Origin of the sequence: Salinicola salarius (assembly GCF_003206135.1) — a bacterium.
Classification (GTDB): domain Bacteria; phylum Pseudomonadota; class Gammaproteobacteria; order Pseudomonadales; family Halomonadaceae; genus Salinicola; species Salinicola salarius.
The window spans coordinates 32106-50886 of record NZ_PZJT01000009.1 but is presented as its reverse complement, the minus strand read 5'-3'; the positions used below and the strand labels follow the sequence as shown (position 1 = coordinate 50886).

The window sequence follows — 18781 nt, the reverse complement described above, 5'->3', positions numbered from 1 at the left end:
CTGAGTCCGCCTCCGTGTCGGCGCCGTGCAAACAGCAACGCGGGAGTTCTGGCTCCCGCGCTACTGCCGATCACACGGCGTCAGACGTCGTGGTTATTGCTTTTTCTGATCGTCGTTGACTTCTTCGAACTCGGCGTCAACCACGTCATCCTCTTTCTTGCCGCTGGACTGGGCATCGTCGCCAGGCTGTCCGGCCTGCGCGCCAGCACCTTCGCCCTGCTCGGCGTACATCTTCTGAGCCAGATTGCCGGAGGCTTCGGTCAAGGCATCCAGCTTGGCCTGGATGGCATCCTTGTCGTCGCCCTTGAGCGCTTCCTCGAGCTCGCTGATTGCGGTCTCGATCTTGCTCTTCTCCTCGGCATCGACCTTGTCACCGGCTTCTTCGAGCGTCTTGCGCGACGCATGGATCATGCCGTCGGCCTGGTTGCGCAGTTGGACCAGCTCTTCGAACTTCTTGTCCTCGGCTTCGTGCGCTTCGGCATCCTTGACCATCTGGTCGATCTCTTCGTCCGAGAGACCGCCGGAGGACTTGATCACGATCGACTGTTCCTTGCCGGTCGCCTTGTCCTTGGCCGTGATGTGGAGGATACCGTTGGCGTCCAGGTCGAACGCGACCTCGATCTGCGGCACGCCGCGCGGCGCCGGCGGAATGTCGGCCAGATCGAAACGACCCAGCGACTTGTTCTGCGCCGCCTGCTTGCGCTCGCCCTGCAGCGCGTGAATGGTCACGGCCGTCTGGTTGTCCTCGGCGGTCGAGAACGTTTGCGTCTTCTTGGTCGGGATCGTGGTGTTCTTCTCGATCAGCGGGGTCATCACGCCGCCCAGCGTCTCGATACCCAGCGTCAACGGCGTGACGTCGAGCAGCAGCACGTCCTTCACGTCACCGCCGAGCACGCCACCCTGAATCGCGGCGCCCATGGCCACGGCTTCGTCCGGGTTGACGTCCTTGCGCGCTTCCTTGCCGAAGAATTCCGCGACTTTCTGCTGAACCAGCGGCATGCGGGTCTGACCACCGACCAGGATCACGTCGTGGATCTCGCTGTTGGAGAGACCAGCGTCTTCCATGGCGGTCTTACAGGGCCCGAGCGAACGCTGAACCAGATCTTCGACCAGCGATTCCAGCTTGGCACGCGTCACCTTGATCGCCAGGTGCTTGGGACCGGTGTTGTCAGCCGTGATGTACGGCAGGTTGACTTCGGTCTGCTGTGCAGAGGAGAGCTCGATCTTGGCCTTCTCGGCAGCTTCCTTCAGGCGCTGCATGGCCAGGCTGTCGCCGGACAGATCGATACCGGAGTCGCTCTTGAACTGCTGCACCAGATAGTCGATCAGCTTGAGGTCGAAGTCTTCGCCGCCGAGGAAGGTGTCGCCGTTGGTCGCCAGTACTTCGAACTGCTTCTCGCCGTCGACATCGGCCACCTCGATGATCGAGATATCGAAAGTACCGCCACCCAGGTCGTAGACCGCGATGGTACGATCACCGGTGGAGCGATCCATGCCGTAGGCCAGCGCGGCAGCCGTCGGCTCGTTGATGATGCGCTTGACCTCGAGACCGGCGATACGGCCCGCGTCCTTGGTCGCCTGGCGCTGAGAATCGTTGAAGTAGGCCGGAACGGTGATGACCGCCTCGGTCACTTCCTCGCCGAGATAGTCTTCGGCGGTCTTCTTCATCTTCTTCAGCACTTCGGCGCTGACCTGCGGCGGCGCCAGCTTGTTGTCGTTGACCTTGACCCAGGCATCGCCGTTATCGGCTTCGACGATCTCGTAAGGCACCATCTTGATGTCTTTCTGGACGACGTCGTCCTTGAACTTGCGGCCAACCAGACGCTTGATGGCGTAGAGCGTATTTTTGGGGTTAGTGACCGCCTGACGCTTGGCCGCCTGACCGACCAGCGTTTCGCCGTCTTCGGTGTAAGCGATGATGGAAGGCGTCGTGCGGCCGCCTTCGGCGTTTTCGATCACGCGGGTCTTGTCACCATCGAGTACGGCGACACAGGAGTTGGTCGTACCCAGGTCAATGCCAATGATGCGTCCCATAATTCCTCACCTCATAACTATTCGTTGACGACTGAATTCGTTTTGATGACGGCGCTTTGCTGCGCGATTGACTGCTATGTGGGGGCTGCTAAGCGCCTTTCAAGTCCTTGCTCGGCGATTCCGATATGGCATCGCCTCGCACCGATGGCAGCTCTCCGACCTGTTGTCTCAGCCTGCTGCTTTGCTGACCACCACCATCGCCGGCCGGATCAATCGACCGTTCAGGGTGTATCCCTTCTGCATGACGTCCATCACGGTATTGGGTTCCAGTTCCGGATTGGGAACCATGGTCATGGCTTCGTGGAACTGCGGATCGAACGGCTCGCCCTGGGGATCGAGCTGCTCGACACCGAACTTGCTCAGCGCATCGAGCTGCATCCTGAGCGTCATGGAGACGCCTTCGCGGTGCGTTTCGTCGACCTCCTGCATGCTTTCCAGCCCTTTCTCCAGGCTGTCGACGACCGGGAGCAGTTCCTTGACGAACTTCTCAAGCGCGAACTTCTTTGCCTTGTCGGCGTCCTGCTCTGCTCGACGGCGAGCGTTCTGGGCCTCGGCAGCGGCGCGCATCGACTGATCCTTGGCCTCCGCCAGCGCCTGCTCGAGCTCCTCGACTCTGGCCGCCAGCACTTCGGCTTCGGGATTGGCCTGGCCTTCGATGTCATCCGCCTCGTGCTCGAGCGATTCCGCGAACTGCTCCAGGTCACCGTCCAATGCCTCATTGGTGGTCTGCTGTTGCGGTTCACCGTCGCGTTCGGCGCGCTCGAGTTCTTCGTCTACGGGATTCTGCGGATCTCTAGCCATGAGTCTCTCCTGGCAAGGTGTTGTGACAATTGTTCGACAAGCGTGATTCGGCAAGCGTCGGAGTTGTCTGCCTATATGGGGCTATCGATTCAGATCTCAAGCGCCGACCGCATAGCGGATCACAGGAGCCATTGAAGGGGTTTTTGGACTACTGTATAAACAACCAGACCGTCAGTGATCACACCTCAACAACCAGACACCGTATGGCCGCCATCGACCTTGGGAGGCAGCATGCTGATCCAACTCGCCATTCGTGACTTCGCTATCGTCGACGCTCTGGACCTGGAGTTTCAGGCCGGCATGACCGCCATCACCGGCGAGACTGGCGCCGGCAAATCGATCCTGCTCGGGGCGCTGGGGCTTTGCCTGGGAGAGCGCGCCGACGCCGGCGGCGTTCGCCATGGTGCCGACCGTGCCGATCTGAGCGCCCGCTTCGATATCACCGCGCGGGAAGACGCCAAGGCCTGGCTGGCGGCGCGGGAGCTCGCCACGGACGACTGCCTGCTGCGACGCGTCGTCACCGCCAGCGGACGCTCCAAGGCGTGGATCAACGGCCAGCCCTGTACCATCGCGGATCTGCGCGAACTCGGCGAATGCCTGATCGACGTGCATAGCCAGCATGCGCACCAAGCGCTGCTCAATGAGGACACTCACCGCCGCCTGCTCGACGATGCGGCAGGTCACAACAAGGCGGTGGCCGAGCTCGGCGAGCTGCACCGTCAATGGCACGCATTGCGCCGACAGTATCGCGAGCGTAGCGAGAACGACGAGGAACGTCAGGCCAAGCGCCAGTTGCTGCGCTATCAGGTCGAGGAGCTCGATCAGCTCGATCTGCAGGCCGACGAGCTGGGGAGCCTGGAACAGGAGCAGGAGACGCTGGCGCATCTCGAGGAGAGCCTGCGCGAGGCGCAGTTCGCCGCCGACAGCTGCGATCACGACGAGAGCGGCGCGTTGACTCTCTTGTCCCAGGCGACCCAGCGGCTATCCCGGGTGCCTGGCAGCGACCGTGGCAGCCTGTCCGAGGCCCTGGTGATGCTGAACGATGCACAGATCCAGCTCGAGGAGGCCGCTCGCGAGCTCCATCATTATGTCGAGTCGACCGAGCTCGACCCGCAGCGCCTGGCCTGGGTCGACGAACGGCTCAGCGAGATTCATCGTATCGCCCGCAAGCATCACGTCATGCCGGAAGAGCTGCACGACCTGCACCGCCGGCTGAGCGGCGAGCTGGAAGCGCTCGATAGCGGCGGCGACGATCTCGAAAAGCTGAGAGCCAGGCTCGACGACCTGCGCCAGCAGTACCGCGACGCCGCCAAGCAGATCAGCGAAACACGCCAGCGCACCGCCACGGCTTTCGCCCGGCAGGTTCAGGAGCAACTGGCGTTCCTGGGCATGGACAAGGCTCGCTTCGCCGTCGATGTCACGCCGCTGGAAACACCCCAGCCCCACGGCCTGGATCGGGTCAGTCTGCAGATCAGCGCCAACCCGGGGCAGCCCCCGCGCCCGCTGGCCAAGGTGGCGTCCGGCGGCGAGCTCTCGCGCGTCAGCCTGGCGATCCAGGTCGTGGCCGCGAGTCACAGCACGCTGGCAACGCTGGTCTTCGATGAGGTCGATGTCGGCATCTCCGGCGCGACCGCCGAAATCGTCGGCCAGTTGCTGCGCCGGCTGGGGAGCGATGCCCAGGTCATGACCGTGACTCACCTGCCGCAGGTCGCCGCGCAGGCGCATCAGCACCTGCATATCGAAAAGCGCTCCAGCGACAACGAGACCCGGACTCAAATGTTCCAGCTCGACGATGCCGGGCGGGTCCGCGAACTGGCGCGAATGCTGGGCGGAGTGAAGCTTTCCAACCAGACCTTGGCTCACGCGCGCGAAATGCTGGCGGCCAGCCAAGGCTCGACGCATTGACTCGCACGTTGCGAGTCACACACCGCTCCGTCAGGCACTGATTCGACCCGGTATCGGCGGCAGCCGGACACCAACCCGAACATGGGCTTGTACAGACACCCAAATGAAAAACGCCGACCCTCGGGTCGGCGTCTTGCAATACGGTCTGCCAGTCTTACTTCTTGATGCCATCCTGGCGCGTGGCCTTGGAGCCGCGGGGGCGAACATAAAGCACCAGCGCGTGCTCGACCAGTTCGTACCCGTGTTCCTCGACGATCTCGCGCTGACGACGCTCGATCTCTTCGTCATAGAACTCGACGATCTCTCCCGACTCCAGATCCACCATATGATCATGGTGCTCTTCCTGGGACATCTCGAAAACCGCATGACCGCCGTCGAAGTTATGTCGCACGACCAGCCCAGCCGCCTCGAATTGCGTCAAGACACGGTATACCGTGGCCAGTCCGACATCTTCACCCGACTCCAGCAGCGCCTTGTAGACGTCCTCTGCACTCATATGGAGTTCTTCTTCCATGCGAGTCGCTTCGAGGATTTGCAGAATCTTGACGCGCGGCAGCGTGACCTTCAGGCCTGCCTTACGCAATTCTTGGTTTTCGTCGGCCATGGTCGCTCTTCGCAGTAGCGTCTCGTGTCGGGTATGATCAATCCACGCAACGATAGTGAAAGACGGACTCAAATGCAAAAACTGATCAGCACGGTCGTACTCCTCCTCGCAGTCTCTCTCGTCGCAGGCTGCAGCTACTTGGGCGTCTACAAGAGGGACATCCCGCAAGGCAATCTCATCACCCAGGATATGGTGTCGCAACTGCACACCGGCATGAGCCGTGAACAGGTCGCCTACATCATGGGTACGCCTCTGATGGAAGCCCCGTTCTCGTCGGATCAGTGGGACTACGTCTTCTACCTCGACGAAGCCTACGGCGGCACCGTGCAGAAACGCCTGACGCTGACGTTCCAGAACGACCAACTGACCGATATCGCCAAGTCCGGCGATATGGATTCGGACGTCGAACTGAACCAGGACGGCGGCCCCGGGCCGGCAGTCGAGGGAGCCGGCGAAGGCGCACCGGTACCGCAGATCGGCCCTAGCGGCATCTGAAGCGCTGACGATTCCCGGCAATGAATGGGCGGCTAGCGTGAAGTCACGCTGGCTGCCCGTTCGCGTCTTGCCTGCTTGGGATCGATCTCGAGCGGCCGGTAGACTTCGATCCGTTCTCCCTCGAGCGGCGAATAGTCTTCCGGTGCTCGCAGGCGCTCGCCAAATATGCCCAGCGGTGCCGTCGCGAAGTCGAAGCCTGCCCATGCCGGGTGTCTGGTCGGCAAGTCGGCGAGCATGACTGCTTGCCTGGCGGACATATCGGGCTCGAGCGAGAGCCGCACGATGACCTGATGTTCCGGCGTCGCGAACGCGACTTCGACATTCGTCATCAGATTGCCTCCTAACGCCCGTAGATCTGATCGGCACGCCGCGTGAAGGCGTCGACGAGCTGGCCCGCCACCTGCTGGAACAACCGGCCAAACGCCATGCCCAGCAGACGATTGCTGAACTCGAAACTCATTTCGAGCTCTATCTTGCAGGCATCCTCTCCCATCGCACGGAAGTACCAGCAGCCGCTCAGCCGCTTGAAGGGGCCATCGACGAGCGACAGATCGATGCGTTCGGGACGCTCGAGATCGTTGCGGGTCGTCACGCTCTGCTCCACACCGCCTTTGGCCAGGGTCATTCGACCGACCAGGTAGTCCTCTCCCTGGTCGACGACGCTGGCTCGCCGGCATCCGGGCAGAAACTCGGGATAGCGTTCGAAGTCATTGACCAGTTCAAACATCTGTTCCGGTGTATGCCGAACGAATGCAGACCGATTCACATTGGGCATAGAGGTCTCCACTGATTTATCGCCCCGACATGCGTATCATGGGGCACCGTTTTCGATGCTTGAATGGTATCACGGCTGCCCTCATAACCAGGCTTCACACGATACTCGCCAATGCCGCTCTCTGGCGTCTGGCGTCATGAAGCGCAGAACGCGGCGTGCCAGAGTGCAGCCATTCATCATACCGCCCGAGGGCATACCGGATATCGCCGTAAAGAGGTGTCATGGGTAAGAAAAAAGGCAACGCGCCAAGCAGCAACACGATCGCCCAGAACAAGAAGGCTCGGTTCGAGTATCACATCGACGAAACCTTCGAAGCCGGCCTGGCACTGGCAGGCTGGGAGGTCAAGAGTCTGCGCGCCGGCAAGGCTCAACTGACCGACACCTACATTCTGGTCAAGAATGGGGAGGCCTGGTTGCTGGGTAGCCATATCATGCCGCTTAATACGGCGAGCACGCACGTTCTGGCAGACCCGACCAGGACACGCAAGCTGCTCCTGCATCGCAAGGAGATTGCCAAGATCTTCTCGAAGACGCAGGAAAAGGGCCACACCTGCGTGCCGCTCAAGCTCTACTGGAAGCAGAACCTGGTCAAATGCGAACTGGCCCTCGTACGCGGCAAGCAACTTCACGACAAGCGTGCCACCGAGAAAGAGCGCGACTGGAATCGCGAAAAGGCACGGGTCATGCGAGATCACGCTTGAGCATGATATTTACCCTGAATGTTCGAGATTGCACTTGATATGGCGTGGGCTCGCCACCATCTGGTAGAATGAAAGAGTTGTACGGGGGCGACATGGCTTCGACGCCGGTGACAATCCCTGAGGTGCATGCCGAGAGCGTAACGTATCTCGTAAATCCAACGTTGCAATTGAATAGTCGCAAACGACGAAAACTACGCTCAGGGCGCACTGGCAGCGTAAAAACTGCTAGTTGTTAGCCTGGCCCCAAAGCGATGTGCCCATTCATCGCGGCGGGGATACGAGCTAAAGCTGATGGGACCGCGGATGTCAGCGCTCTCCTGACATTCGTTAAACCTTAGAGAGATCGCAAGGTGCCATCCTGCCCGTCGGAGTGCACTGCGTTAAATCAAAAGACGGAACTAAGCATGTAGAGCTGATGGGCGAGTGCCGGCGGACGGGGGTTCAATTCCCCCCGCCTCCACCAAACATGAAAAAGCACCCGATCGGGTGCTTTTTTTGTGCTTGTGTTTCCAGATGCCAGCTGACGACGTTTCTCAGGCAACCGACGCCATGGCGGCCTTCTGCCGTTGCACGGCAGACATGGCGCGCTCCAGATCATCGTTCTTGCACTTGAACGCGGAACAGTCAGCGCAACGGACATCTTCGGACGCCTCATGTAGCGTCGGCAGCAAAAACCGTTCCCCACCACAAACGTTGCAACGTAGACCCAACGTGACTTTTAGCATTGTCGTTCCTTGGTATGGGCCCCTTGATGGATGGCCTTGTTGTCATGTCACGAGCTGATGCTTGAGACTCCAGGTGAACTTCAAAGAAATGGGTACGTCCAATGCGCCGCTCGACAGCGATGCCCAGCGCGGCTCATCCTGCCAGTAGCGTAGTCATGAAATCGTGGTACGGCTCACAGCTCGCGTAGCGACTCATCCTCTGCAGCAGCTTGACTCTCTCGGCCGCCGGCACGGCTTGCACGGCATGGTCGAGATTGGCCTCGGCCAATGTCTTGATGACCCGTCCGGGCGTGGCCAGGTAGCGTTCGTTGGTCTGCAGGATCACATGATCCGCAGCTTCATGCTCGACGACTTCATGAACATAGCTGCCAGGCAGATTGACCACGACGACCCGTTGGAAGACGTTGGCGAACAGCAGCGCAAATCCCCCGGCGCCGGCCGAAGAGCCACCGAAGATGACCAATGTCCGGGCATGGATGGGCTTGGAATTCTCGAAGATCGTGATGTTGCCGGTGCCCGGGAGATAATTGGAAAAACGGCAGTACACGCCGCTCTCCTCCCGAAAAACGGCGACGGTCGACAAGGATTTGGCGGGAGGATCCATCTTGGATCCCAGGTCACCCACGACTTCCCGCTGTTCGAAGGCGTACAGCGAAGCGAAGTCGTCATCGAAGCCGAAATGCCGCATGCAGGCAAGAAACGCAAGATAGGCACCGCGGCCACTCCAGTGCGTGTCCGTAGGGTAATAGCTATCCGGCTCCGCCTGCATCGCCGCCACGGGATTGCAGTAGTCGATCTTTTCTGCCTGGAGGAACTTTTCGACCTGCTCGGTAGGCGTGATGCTGGCTTTCTCGTAAGGATAATATTCCGGCCTGACCTTTTCCTTGGAATTGGCGATCAACAGCAATAGAGAGCGCTGCCGCTGAAGCGGTCCGATCCCGTCAACGAAATGCTGCCATTGCTGCTTCTGCTCTGCATCCAGACGCTTCTTGCCGGTGAACTGATCGATACTGGCGTTGGTATCGTTGGCGAGGAAGAGCCACCCTTCGCGCCCTTCGAGGACTTCCATGACTGGCGCCAACGAAAAGCGCAAGCATTCGTAGACTCTGCCGTTCTTCAACCGGACGCCAAGTGTCAGGTCCCGAGAGAAATCGAAACCGTACTCGAAAGTCCAGCCAGCCTCCTGGGAGGGCGTACTCGGTTCGAGCGTGGTGAGCGCAAGGCTGACCGCTCCATCGGGAGCCGAGACGAGCAATTCCGGCCGTTGATCCTGACGGGCATCGATCCAGCCGCGAATTCGATAATGGCGAAAGGATTCGAGCGTCGCGATCCGCTTCTCGCCTTCATCGACCTCCCAGCGAATCGTGATGGGTGCCGCCAGTTGCTGCGCCGTCAACTGGAATTTCTTTGCTTTCCGGCTGGCAATGACGTCCTTGAGATCACTAAGGACAGGGTTTCCCGGCTGTTTTTCCAGCCCCAGGTTGACTGTATGGAGCGCAGCACTGAATTGTTGCGCCGCGAGCCAGGCACGCGCTTGACGAACATAGACCTGATGCGGGAAACCCTCGCAATGATCGATGATGAACTGCCATCTCTCGGCAGCCACCGGCCATTCTTTCCGCGTCATTGCCAATTCGGCATAGGAAATTGCCAGTTTGAGAGAAGGCTGGGAGGATGCCTGCAGGGCAACGGCCATCATCTCTTCGCGCTTGGCAGTCTCGCCGGCACCGTCATAGGCACGCATCAACGCCTCGACGATATCGGAGCTATCGTCTCCTGCCTTGAAAGCGGGCTCCAGCAAGGCAATGGCACCCGAAAAATCGCCTTTTTCCAACCGAGCAGAAGCCTCGGCCAGCGGCTCGGACGTCCCCTCGATGCGTTCGGCAACGGACAATGAATTCATAACGGCTCCCTGATGGCTGCAACGGTAGACCCCGGGCGCGAGGCTGACGATACGGCGTCGTGGTTCGGCCATCGGTGAGCTGGTATTCGCCATCGCATGCCCGCGTAATCCACGAGAGCGTCGGCTAGGGAGACCCTCCTTCCCATGCCTCGGCGCTTACGTCGTCAATGTATCGCTCCGCACCGTCCCAATGCCGGCCATGTGTTCTTGGTTATCGATTCATCCTCACTATATCCCAGCGCTGACCTGACTCGACATCGCCCGCCAGGCATGAACTTTTTCAGCATCTGGGGCCTGTAATCTCATCGTTTGTCGCTACAGGCCTAGTGGCGTTTTCACTGGAACCGGGTGAAAAAGGCACACAGCCAGACGTCCAGTGCCGGACTCCTGCTCTGGAAAACCCGCCCATATCGGCTAGCCTCACGAGATAGCGCCGCCTTGGTAGGCACGCGAATTTGCCATTAACGATAAAGTGTTATCCTGAAAATGATTAGGCTGGCAGAGTGTCGCCAAATCGGACCGCCCACAAGACAAGGAGATTGGAGCTTGACAGCCCTTCGCCCCGATCGCTGGCTCAGTCGCTGGCTACTGCTACTACTTTTGATATTCGCTATTCCTGCACTGGCTCAGGAAAGTGGCACCGAAGGGCAGTCTGCTCAGGATGGCCCTGCCTATTCCACAATGGCGGATCTGCTGGAAAATCCGGAATCGCGGCAAGCCTTGATCGACCAGCTACGACAGCTGGCTTCTCGACAGGATTCCTCCGGCGATTCGCAAGCCGACGCGGCTCAGAGAGGGGGTGCGGCCGACAACGCGGCCGCGAACAATGACGGTAGCGACACCGCCTCCGGGCAAGCTACCCAAGCAACTGGCAGCGCCGCCAACGAAAGCGGCGAGAGTGCCGAGACAGTCACCTCCTTCCCTCGGCGGATGGCACAGATCACCAGCGATTTCGCAGGCGATATCGGCGGTCAGCTCACCAGCCTGGCGGCTTTGATCGGCGGCTTTTTCACCAGTGACAGCGCCGCCGCGAGCACCGGCCCGGCGTTCAGCATGAGCGATTTCCTGAATGCGGCGATCGAACTTGCCCTGGTGATCATCGCCACGGTCGCCGCCTTCCTGATTCTGCGGGCCATCGCCAGACCGCTGTTTTCCCGCCTCAGCCACTGGGCTCTACAAGGCGAAGGGCGTAGCCATCTGTTACACCTCATCGTGGCCGTGGTGCTGGCGGCCATCGTCGATGTCGTCGTCGTCGTTCTCGCCTATGTGGCAGGCAATCTGGTGGCGACCTTTCTGGTCGGCGAAAGCGGCAGTCTCGACACGCGGCTCTCGCTGTTCCTCAATGCGTTCCTGATGATCGAGCTGTTCAAGTGCGCCTTGCGGGTAATCTTTTCATCGCGCCATGAAGGGCTGCGCCTGGTATCCATCGAGGCCGATCAGGCAAGGTACTGCAACCGATTCCTGGCGACACTGGCCAGCTTCATCGGCTACGGCATGCTGGTGGTCGTGCCGATCCTCAACGCCAACCTCTCGTCCGCCTTCGGCAAGGCGGTGGGCGTGCTGATCATGCTCGTTGCGCTGATCTGGTCGCTAGGCGTCGTGTTCAAGAATCGTATCGGCGTGCGCGACCTGATCATCGCCAAGGCGGATTCGGCACAGATGTCCGCATCGCGCGTGGCGCTTCGCCTGTTCGCGCGGATCTGGCACGTCATCGCGGTGATCTACGCCGTCATGGTGTTCGCCGTTACGCTGCTGCATCCCGAAACCGCGCTGCCGTTCGTCCTGATCGCGACATTGAAGACGATCATCTACGTCGGTATCGGCACGCTCGTCTCCGGCCTGCTGACCCAGCTCATCGGCCGACGCATCGACCTCGGCGACAACATGCGCAAGCGACTGCCGTTGCTCGAGCCGCGCTTGAACTCCTACATCCCGACGCTGCTGAAGATCGTCCGCGCCATCATTCTGATCGCGGTAGTGATGTACACCCTGGATGCCTGGGGCGCGTTCGACCTCGCCGCCTGGTACACCAGCGACGCAGGATCGCACACCGTGGCGACCGTGATTCAGGTCATCCTGATCCTGATCATCGCTGCCATCGTGTGGATCGGCCTGGCCAGCCTGATCGAGAACTACCTCAATCCCGAAACGGGAGGCGGCGCGCCCACCGCCCGCGCGCAGACGTTGATGAGCCTGTTCCGCAACGCCCTGGCCATCACCCTGATCATCATGACCGTGATGATCGTGCTGTCGCAGATCGGCATCAATATCGGGCCGCTCATCGCTGGCGCCGGGGTGCTGGGTCTGGCCATCGGCTTCGGTGCCCAGAAACTGGTCCAGGATGTCATCACCGGGGTGTTCATCCAGCTGGAAAACGCCATGAACACCGGAGACGTCGTCACCGCCGGCGGCATCACCGGCACCGCCGAGCGCATCAGCATCCGTTCCGTGGCGATCCGCGATCTGTCCGGCACCTATCACATCGTGCCGTTCTCTTCCGTGGATACCGTCTCCAACTTCATGCGCGAGTTCGGCAACCATGTCGGCGAATACGGTATCGCCTATCGCGAGAACATCGATTACGCCATCGAACAGCTGGAAGCCGCCTTCGAGGAGCTCAAGGCGAGCGAGGAGCATGGTCACAAACTGCTGGCACCAATGACAGTGGCAGGGGTCATCGCGCTGGCCGACAGCTCGGTCAACATCCGCGTGGTGATCAAGACCACGCCGGGGGATCAGTGGGGTGTCGGGCGCGCCTACAACCGCCTCGTCAAGCTCTACTTCGACAAGGCCGGTATCGAGATTCCGTTCCCGCATACCACGCTCTACTTCGGACAGGATCGTACCGGTTCGGCGCCGCCCGCCAACCTGCGCATCATGCAGGAGGACTTCACCATCGACGGCAGTCCCGCCGGTCAGCCGAAGGCTCACCAGACCGACGCGCCCACGGCGATCGAGGGCGAGAGCCGGTCCGAATCGACGCTGAATCAGCGAGCGCAGGACGAGACGCATCGAAAACCCACCGACGACGATGTCGATGGCGACGAGACGGACGAACCGCGCTAATCGTCGGGAGAATTCTCCCGTCTCTTGGGGCCGCCTTCGGGCGGCCCTTTTCGTTGCGTCCTGGCGTCAGGCGGTCGTCGTTATCCCGGCGCCCAGCATGGCGGCGCCGCGTACGCCGCTGGCATCGCCCAGGCGAGAGCGCACCACGTCGGGTACTTCGACACCCGGGAACAGGTGCTCGGCCATGGCCGCCGGCAGTGCCGCCACGAGGTCATCCATGGCCGACAGACCACCACCGATGATGATTACTCGAGGCGATAGCAGCTTGACCACATTGGCCAGGGCGTCGCCCAGCAGCGCCAGATGGCACTCGCGTGCGCGCCGCGCCGCGCCTTCCCCCGCCAGCCAGGCCTGATGCCACTGCTCGGCGGATGTCGACCGGCCGCCAAAATGGCGGTGCAGTCTCACCAGCCCGGGCCCGGCAATATAGCCTTCCAGGCACGCCTCGAGACCGCAGCCGCAGGGCAACAGCGGCAGGTCATAGCGCCGGGCGGCCGTTGCAGGCAACGGCAGATGCCCCCACTCTCCGGCGAATCGTCCGGCGCCCTTGAGCAGCCGGCCGTCCACCAGCGCGCCGCCGCCCGCGCCGGTTCCCAGGATCGCGCCGAAGGCGTGCATCACGCCTTCGGCCGCGCCGCCGGGCCCGGTTTCCGACACCACGAAGCAGCGGCTGTCGTTCTCGATGATGAAATCGCGATCGAGATGCGCCGCCAGCGCCGTCTCCAGGACGAAGGAGCGAAGCCCCGGCAGGTTCGCTGCCACCAGGCGGCCATGCTCATCGATGACACCGGGAAAACCCAGCCCCAGCGAACCGCGTCCGCCATGACGGCGATCCGCCTTTCGTACCATCCCGGCCAGCAGCGCCAGCAAGGCCTCGCCATCGTCCGCCGGCGTCGGCTCGCGCCAGCGATCGAGACACTGCCAAGTCGGATCGTAGATCGCGATCTCGGTCTTGGTCCCGCCGACATCGATACCGTAATGCATGCAAGGCCTCCTCGAGCCGGCCATGGTGCTGTTCTATTGCACGAGAAGTCGCCCGAAAAGCGCCCGCGCACGAAAAAAAGGCGCCCGCAGGCGCCCAGGAGAGCAATCGATCGTCAGCCGGGATTAGCGCGTCATGTCGCTGGGTTGCGGCAATGCCGGCAGCGACTTGTCGAGCAGCGTCACGCTCTGACGGTAGTAGAGCTGGCTCTTGCTGTGATCGCCGAGGTTGGCATACAACCGTGCCAGCTCGGCGCAGACGACCCCGCTCGGACGCTGACGCTGGCTCGCCTCGAAGTACTCCTGTGCCTTGCCCCAGTAGGCGTTACGCAGCGACAGGCGGCCCAGGGTGAGCAGCAGATCCGGATCGTTAGGGCGCTCCTGCAGCCACTTCTCGGCATAGACCAGCTGGCGAGCGGCATCGACATTGAGCAGACCGTAGCGCAGCACCAGCCGCGTATCCCAGTGCTCCTTCAGCGCATTGCGCAGCAGACGCTCGGCATCGCCCTCTTCTCCGCCCTTGATCAGCGCTTCGGCATAAAGCCCGACCAGTTCCACGTCGCCACGCAGATTGTCCGGCATGTCCGCCCACAGCGAACGGACGCGCGGCAGATTGCCTTCCTGCTGCGCGGCCTGCACCAGCAGCTCGCGATAGACCCGCTGGTCGAGCTCGCGACGCTCGTCTTCGGTGATCAGGCGATGCTTGTCGAGACGCGGCAGCAGTCGACGCATGCCATCCCAGTCATTGACGCTGAGATAGGCCTGCTTGAGCAGCTTGAGCACCTGCGGGTGCTCCGGCAGTTGCTGCTCCAGACGCGTCAGCGTGGCCAGGGCTTCCTCGAACTGCTGGCGATCCAGCATCAGCTGGGCCTGCACCAGCCCCACCGCCGTATCGGCGCCCTCGGTGCTGTGATGCGCCCGCTTGAGCAGCACGTCGGCCTGCTCGTAACGGCCCTGGTAATGGGCCGCCAGCGCTGCGGAAAGATAGTTGACCAGCGGCGTGCCGGAATCGTCGGCCGCCTTGGTAAGAGACTTCTCGGCACGCTTCCAGCGGCCTTCCGCCAGCGCCACCAGCCCGCGAACGGTGCGCTTCATCGCGGTGCGGTGACGCGTACGGCTGTTCCAGACCTTGAGCCGGCTCACCGGGCGACGCAGACGGGTCAACGCACGCAGCAGGAAGTGCAGTATCAGGAAAGCGGCCAGCAGCAGGACACAGCCGAACCAGAAAGAGGTCTGGATGGAGGTGTCGCCAACGCGAATGAACCAGTAGCCCGGCAGCGACTGCATCAACTGCCCAAACAGCGCGCCGACCGCCAGACCGAAGACGATCAGCAGGATCAGCTTTCTCATGCGCCCTCTCCCTGTGCCGATCCGCTGGTACCACCCTGTGCGCCGCCGTTCTGTGAACCGCCGTTCTGCGAGCCGTTTCCGCCCTGGTTACCGCTGCCGTTGCCGAAGCGCTGTTCGATGAAGCGCTTGAGCAACTGCGAGGATTCGCTGATATCGGGCAGCTCCGGTCGGACCTCGTTGTCACGCAGGCTCTTGAGCTTGTCGATCGAGTTGGTCACACCGTCGTTGTCGGTCGCGTAGTAGCCTTCGACCAGCTCGATCGCCTTGTCGAGACTCGCCTGGTAAAGCTTGGGCTCCGATTTCAGCAACGCCAGTTGCGCCTGTTCGAGAAGCAGCCGGACGTTCTGGCGCAGGTAGGATTCCTGCTGCGGCGTGATCAGCGCTTCCAGCGGCTGGTCATGACGCCGCACGGTCACCAGATCCTTGAGTTCGCTGCCCAGCGTCGCCAGCTGTTGCCGCCAGCCGCCGGTCGGCTTGACGTCACCCTCGCCGGCGGCGATCTCCTCAATGTCCTGCTTCAGCGGCAGACGCGCCAGCTGCTCCTGCTGCGCCATCAGCGCCAGATAGAGGCCTGTGCGATCGATGACCGGCACGGAATCGAGCGAAGCCAGCTCGGACTGGATGGCTCGACGGATCGGCACCAGCGCCGGATTGTCCGCCTCGCGCAGACGCGCGTCGGCGGCGTTCAACAGCGCCTTGGCGCCCTCGACGTCACGCTCGAGCTGCAGCCGCTGGTTGGCCAGGCGCAGCAGATATTCGGCCTCGGCGTGCAGCCACTCCCGCGGGTCGGCCTGCTGCTGCTGGGCCAGCTCCTTGAGTACCTTGTCCAGGGTGTTGTCGAGATTCTGACGGTACTGATCGAACTCGCCACGCATCATTCTCAGATTCTGCTGACGATTCTGGTCGAGCTCGCCGACTTTCGACTCGAGCTGGTCGAGCGTGGTGCTATTGGAACCGACCTGACTCAACTGCGTCTGCTGTTGCTGGATTTTCTGCCAGCCGAGATATCCGACGATTGCCACGGCAATCGCCAGCAGGATGACCAGAACCAAGGCCAGCAGCCCCAGTTTGGCACCATTGCCTCGTTTGCCAGCCGTTGGCGGCGTACCGCCCGGCGGAGTGGCCGCGCCTCCCGAGGATGGCGTTGCCGGACCCGACTTGCCGCTTTTCTTGCCGGCTGTGGCGCCGTTTTTGCCACCCGCGGAGCCGGATTGAGCAGAGGCGCCGGATGCAGCGGCCGCCTGAGCCGTGTTCGATGCGGAAGCGCCGGATTTACCCGACTTGCTGGTGGCATCCGGTTTGCTGGTGACGTTCGTGTCGCCAGTCGTATCACCCGTAGTGGCCGGCTGCGCGACATCCGGCTTGATCGGGTCGGCCTTGGCCGAGCCGCTTTTGGCAGAGGGATCGGCAGGTGATGACGGCTGGCTATTGTCCGCATTCGACGCCGCGGCCGCCTTCGGGTCATGTCCGGTCGGTTTGGCCGTGCCGTCCGATGTCTGCTCGCTACCGGATGTCGGTGCCGACGGCGGTTGCTGATCTTTGCTTTGCTTGCTCATCTACGCTTGCCTTTTTCGTGATCACCCTGATCGAAGGTGGCGCCCCGCGGATCGAGCACCGCGCGGACCTCGGCGCTCAATGCCACCGGGGAAGCGCCCGACGCCACATGAGGCGAGCCGAACCCCAACGTTTCCGCCAGTGTAGCCAACCGCGGACTCGACACGATTAGCGGTTGGTTCAACGCAACCGGGCCACACCATGTGACCAAATGTTGCAATATTTCCCCGCTGGTCACCACCAACGCGGCAAAATCTCCGCTTTCCAGACACGTGTCCAGGGGGGGAGAAGGCGGATGATAACAACGCCGGTAAAGCGAAACCGCTTCGACCTCGGCGCCGCGTTCACGCAGCCGTTCCGCCAGCAGTTCCCGACCCGATTCGCCGCGAGCCAGCAGCAGGCGCTTGCCGGCTATCGCCTTGAGCGATGCCACTTCCAGCAGCCCTTCGCTGTCCTCGCCGTTCGCTCCGGAGGGAATGACCGCCGGCACGCCCAGCTCCGCGTGGAGCGTCTGCGCGGTGGCTCTGCCAATGGCATAGAAACGCAGGCCCAGAGGCAACTGGGGCCAGTATGACGCAATGGCCTCGGCAAGACACGTCGCGGCCTGCGGGCTGACTACGATGATGCCCTGAAACAGATCGAGATCCAGCAGCGCAGTGCGAGCCGAGTCCGACAGCGCTACAGGCTCGAAACGCAGCACGTCGAGCGCGGCCGTGGCGTAGCCGGATTCGCCCAGTGCCCGCGCCAGCACCTCGCCGCGAGCCCCGGGGCGCGTCAACAGCACGCGGTCAGGCATCACTCGTTACCGGCGCTTCCGTAAACCTCGGCAAGAATCTCGCCGGCCCCCTGATCCAGCAGGTCTTCCGCCACGCGAATCCCCAGCGATTCGGGCTCCATGGCCGATCCCCGGCTCTCGGCACGCAGCACGACCGAACCGTCGGGATGCCCCACGAGGCCGCGCAGCCACAGCGTATCGCCACCGTTCTCGAGCACGGCATAGCCGCCGATCGGCACTTGGCATCCGCCATCGAGGCGCGTGTTCAGGGCGCGTTCGGCGCGCACCCGCGTCGCCGTCGCGGCGTGATCCAGCGGCGCCAACAGCGAAATCAGTTCAGCGTCGTCGTAGCGACATTCGATCCCCAGCGCCCCCTGGCCACAGGCCGGCAGGCTCTCTTCCGGCGTCAGTTCCGCGGTGATGCGATCCGCCAGCTGGAGCCGCTGGAGCCCGGCCGTGGCCAGGATGATCGCCTCGAAGTCGCCCGCATCGAGTTTGCCCAGACGGGTCTGGACGTTACCGCGCAGCGGCAGCACTTCGAGATCCGGACGCCGCGCGCTGACCTGCAGACCGCGCCGCAGGCTGGAGGTGCCGACGCGCGCCCCCTCGGGCAATGCATCGACACTCGCGTAATGATTGGACACGAACGCATCCGTGGGCGCGCCGCTTTCCAGAATCACCGACAGTCCCAGGCCTTCCGGGAACTGCATCGGCACATCCTTCATCGAATGCACCGCCAGATCCGCGCGGCCGTCGAGCATCGCTTCCTCGAGCTCCTTGACGAACAGTGCCTTGCCGCCGATCTTCGCCAGCGGCGTGTCGAGGATCTGATCGCCGCGGGTAGACAGCGGCACCAGTTCGACATTCAGGTGCGGGTGAAACCTTTCCAGCAACCCCTTGACGTGTTCAGCCTGCCATAGCGCCAACGCGCTCTTGCGGGTTGCGATTCTCAATCTGTTTGCGTCGAGCACGCCGTTCTCCGAGTCTGATGGAGAGTACCGTCGGCACCGTTGATGGGTGCATTCGGTTCGTCACCAAGTGGGCGTTCGCGTTCACGAACCTTGTCTTACATGATAGAGCAGTCGCTGGATGAGGAAAAATCGACCGCATCG

15 protein-coding genes and 1 other RNA gene are annotated in these 18781 nt (G+C 62.0%); 5 read left to right on the top strand and 11 right to left on the bottom strand.

Annotation, left to right across the window (positions count from 1 at the left end; genetic code table 11):
• Positions 1-93: 93 nt before the first annotated feature.
• On the bottom strand, positions 94-2034 hold the full coding sequence (gene dnaK, locus DOM32_RS09845; RefSeq protein WP_071230956.1) for a molecular chaperone DnaK: 1941 nt from the start codon (positions 2032-2034) through the stop codon (positions 94-96).
• Positions 2035-2202: 168 nt separating this feature from the next.
• Positions 2203-2835, bottom strand: a complete 633-nt coding sequence (gene grpE, locus DOM32_RS09840; protein WP_071230957.1) for a nucleotide exchange factor GrpE — start codon at positions 2833-2835, stop codon at positions 2203-2205.
• Between the two features lie 231 nt (positions 2836-3066).
• On the opposite strand from grpE, the gene recN reads away from it, so the two are divergent.
• A complete protein-coding gene (gene recN, locus DOM32_RS09835; protein WP_110633915.1) occupies positions 3067-4740 on the top strand; it encodes a DNA repair protein RecN in 1674 nt (557 codons plus the stop codon).
• 154 nt (positions 4741-4894) lie between these two features.
• Here recN and fur read toward each other — a convergent pair whose 3' ends face one another.
• Positions 4895-5344, bottom strand: coding sequence for a ferric iron uptake transcriptional regulator (gene fur / locus DOM32_RS09830; RefSeq protein ID WP_071230959.1), 450 nt, complete (start codon positions 5342-5344; stop codon positions 4895-4897).
• 72 nt (positions 5345-5416) lie between these two features.
• Between fur and DOM32_RS09825 the strand changes: the two genes are divergently transcribed.
• Positions 5417-5839: an outer membrane protein assembly factor BamE gene (locus DOM32_RS09825; RefSeq protein ID WP_110633912.1), complete on the top strand. Its 423-nt coding sequence runs from the start codon at positions 5417-5419 to the stop codon at positions 5837-5839.
• Positions 5840-5871: 32 nt separating this feature from the next.
• Here DOM32_RS09825 and DOM32_RS09820 read toward each other — a convergent pair whose 3' ends face one another.
• Together DOM32_RS09820 and DOM32_RS09815 are read right to left on the bottom strand one after the other, a co-directional pair.
• On the bottom strand, positions 5872-6168 hold the full coding sequence (locus DOM32_RS09820) for an RnfH family protein (RefSeq protein ID WP_110633909.1): 297 nt from the start codon (positions 6166-6168) through the stop codon (positions 5872-5874).
• Between the two features lie 11 nt (positions 6169-6179).
• Positions 6180-6614, bottom strand: coding sequence for a type II toxin-antitoxin system RatA family toxin (locus tag DOM32_RS09815; RefSeq protein WP_110633906.1), 435 nt, complete (start codon positions 6612-6614; stop codon positions 6180-6182).
• Between the two features lie 221 nt (positions 6615-6835).
• Between DOM32_RS09815 and smpB the strand changes: the two genes are divergently transcribed.
• Positions 6836-7315, top strand: a complete 480-nt coding sequence (smpB, locus tag DOM32_RS09810; protein WP_071230963.1) for an SsrA-binding protein SmpB — start codon at positions 6836-6838, stop codon at positions 7313-7315.
• A gap of 83 nt (positions 7316-7398) precedes the next feature.
• Positions 7399-7778: a transfer-messenger RNA gene (gene ssrA / locus DOM32_RS09805) on the top strand.
• A gap of 395 nt (positions 7779-8173) precedes the next feature.
• Here ssrA and DOM32_RS09795 read toward each other — a convergent pair.
• Positions 8174-9943 carry an alginate O-acetyltransferase AlgX-related protein gene (locus tag DOM32_RS09795; RefSeq protein WP_157957064.1) on the bottom strand — a complete coding sequence of 590 codons (1770 nt, stop codon included), beginning with the start codon at positions 9941-9943 and terminating at the stop codon, positions 8174-8176.
• Between the two features lie 546 nt (positions 9944-10489).
• Between DOM32_RS09795 and DOM32_RS09790 the strand changes: the two genes are divergently transcribed.
• On the top strand, positions 10490-13009 hold the full coding sequence (locus DOM32_RS09790; RefSeq protein ID WP_244179875.1) for a mechanosensitive ion channel domain-containing protein: 2520 nt from the start codon (positions 10490-10492) through the stop codon (positions 13007-13009).
• Between the two features lie 66 nt (positions 13010-13075).
• On the opposite strand, the gene DOM32_RS09785 is transcribed toward DOM32_RS09790, so the two are convergent.
• From DOM32_RS09785 to hemC, 5 genes are all read right to left on the bottom strand, one after another.
• Positions 13076-13993 carry an ROK family protein gene (locus tag DOM32_RS09785; RefSeq protein ID WP_157957063.1) on the bottom strand — a complete coding sequence of 306 codons (918 nt, stop codon included), beginning with the start codon at positions 13991-13993 and terminating at the stop codon, positions 13076-13078.
• Positions 13994-14116: 123 nt separating this feature from the next.
• Positions 14117-15340 (bottom strand): heme biosynthesis HemY N-terminal domain-containing protein, encoded by a 1224-nt coding sequence (locus tag DOM32_RS09780; protein WP_110633896.1) that lies wholly within the window; start codon positions 15338-15340, stop codon positions 14117-14119.
• Positions 15337-16896, bottom strand: coding sequence for a uroporphyrinogen-III C-methyltransferase (locus DOM32_RS09775; RefSeq protein ID WP_110633893.1), 1560 nt, complete (start codon positions 16894-16896; stop codon positions 15337-15339). The genes DOM32_RS09780 and DOM32_RS09775 overlap by 4 nt, the downstream gene beginning before the upstream one ends.
• Positions 16893-17690 (bottom strand): uroporphyrinogen-III synthase, encoded by a 798-nt coding sequence (locus DOM32_RS09770; RefSeq protein WP_110633891.1) that lies wholly within the window; start codon positions 17688-17690, stop codon positions 16893-16895. Before DOM32_RS09770 ends, DOM32_RS09775 begins: the two co-directional genes overlap by 4 nt.
• The gene (gene hemC / locus DOM32_RS09765) at positions 17690-18640 is read right to left on the bottom strand and encodes a hydroxymethylbilane synthase (RefSeq protein ID WP_110633888.1); all 951 of its coding nucleotides are present in this window, start codon (positions 18638-18640) and stop codon (positions 17690-17692) included. The genes DOM32_RS09770 and hemC overlap by 1 nt, the downstream gene beginning before the upstream one ends.
• Between the last annotated feature and the right edge of the window lie 141 nt (positions 18641-18781).

Coding starts and splice junctions, on each gene's coding strand:
- dnaK (WP_071230956.1), bottom strand. CDS start 2,034: ATGGGACGCATCATTGGCATTGACCTGGGTACGACCAACTCCTGTGTC.
- grpE (WP_071230957.1), bottom strand. CDS start 2,835: ATGGCTAGAGATCCGCAGAATCCCGTAGACGAAGAACTCGAGCGCGCC.
- recN (WP_110633915.1), top strand. CDS start 3,067: ATGCTGATCCAACTCGCCATTCGTGACTTCGCTATCGTCGACGCTCTG.
- fur (WP_071230959.1), bottom strand. CDS start 5,344: ATGGCCGACGAAAACCAAGAATTGCGTAAGGCAGGCCTGAAGGTCACG.
- DOM32_RS09825 (WP_110633912.1), top strand. CDS start 5,417: ATGCAAAAACTGATCAGCACGGTCGTACTCCTCCTCGCAGTCTCTCTC.
- DOM32_RS09820 (WP_110633909.1), bottom strand. CDS start 6,168: ATGACGAATGTCGAAGTCGCGTTCGCGACGCCGGAACATCAGGTCATC.
- DOM32_RS09815 (WP_110633906.1), bottom strand. CDS start 6,614: ATGCCCAATGTGAATCGGTCTGCATTCGTTCGGCATACACCGGAACAG.
- smpB (WP_071230963.1), top strand. CDS start 6,836: ATGGGTAAGAAAAAAGGCAACGCGCCAAGCAGCAACACGATCGCCCAG.
- DOM32_RS09795 (WP_157957064.1), bottom strand. CDS start 9,943: ATGAATTCATTGTCCGTTGCCGAACGCATCGAGGGGACGTCCGAGCCG.
- DOM32_RS09785 (WP_157957063.1), bottom strand. CDS start 13,993: ATGCATTACGGTATCGATGTCGGCGGGACCAAGACCGAGATCGCGATC.
- DOM32_RS09780 (WP_110633896.1), bottom strand. CDS start 15,340: ATGAGAAAGCTGATCCTGCTGATCGTCTTCGGTCTGGCGGTCGGCGCG.
- DOM32_RS09775 (WP_110633893.1), bottom strand. CDS start 16,896: ATGAGCAAGCAAAGCAAAGATCAGCAACCGCCGTCGGCACCGACATCC.
- DOM32_RS09770 (WP_110633891.1), bottom strand. CDS start 17,690: ATGCCTGACCGCGTGCTGTTGACGCGCCCCGGGGCTCGCGGCGAGGTG.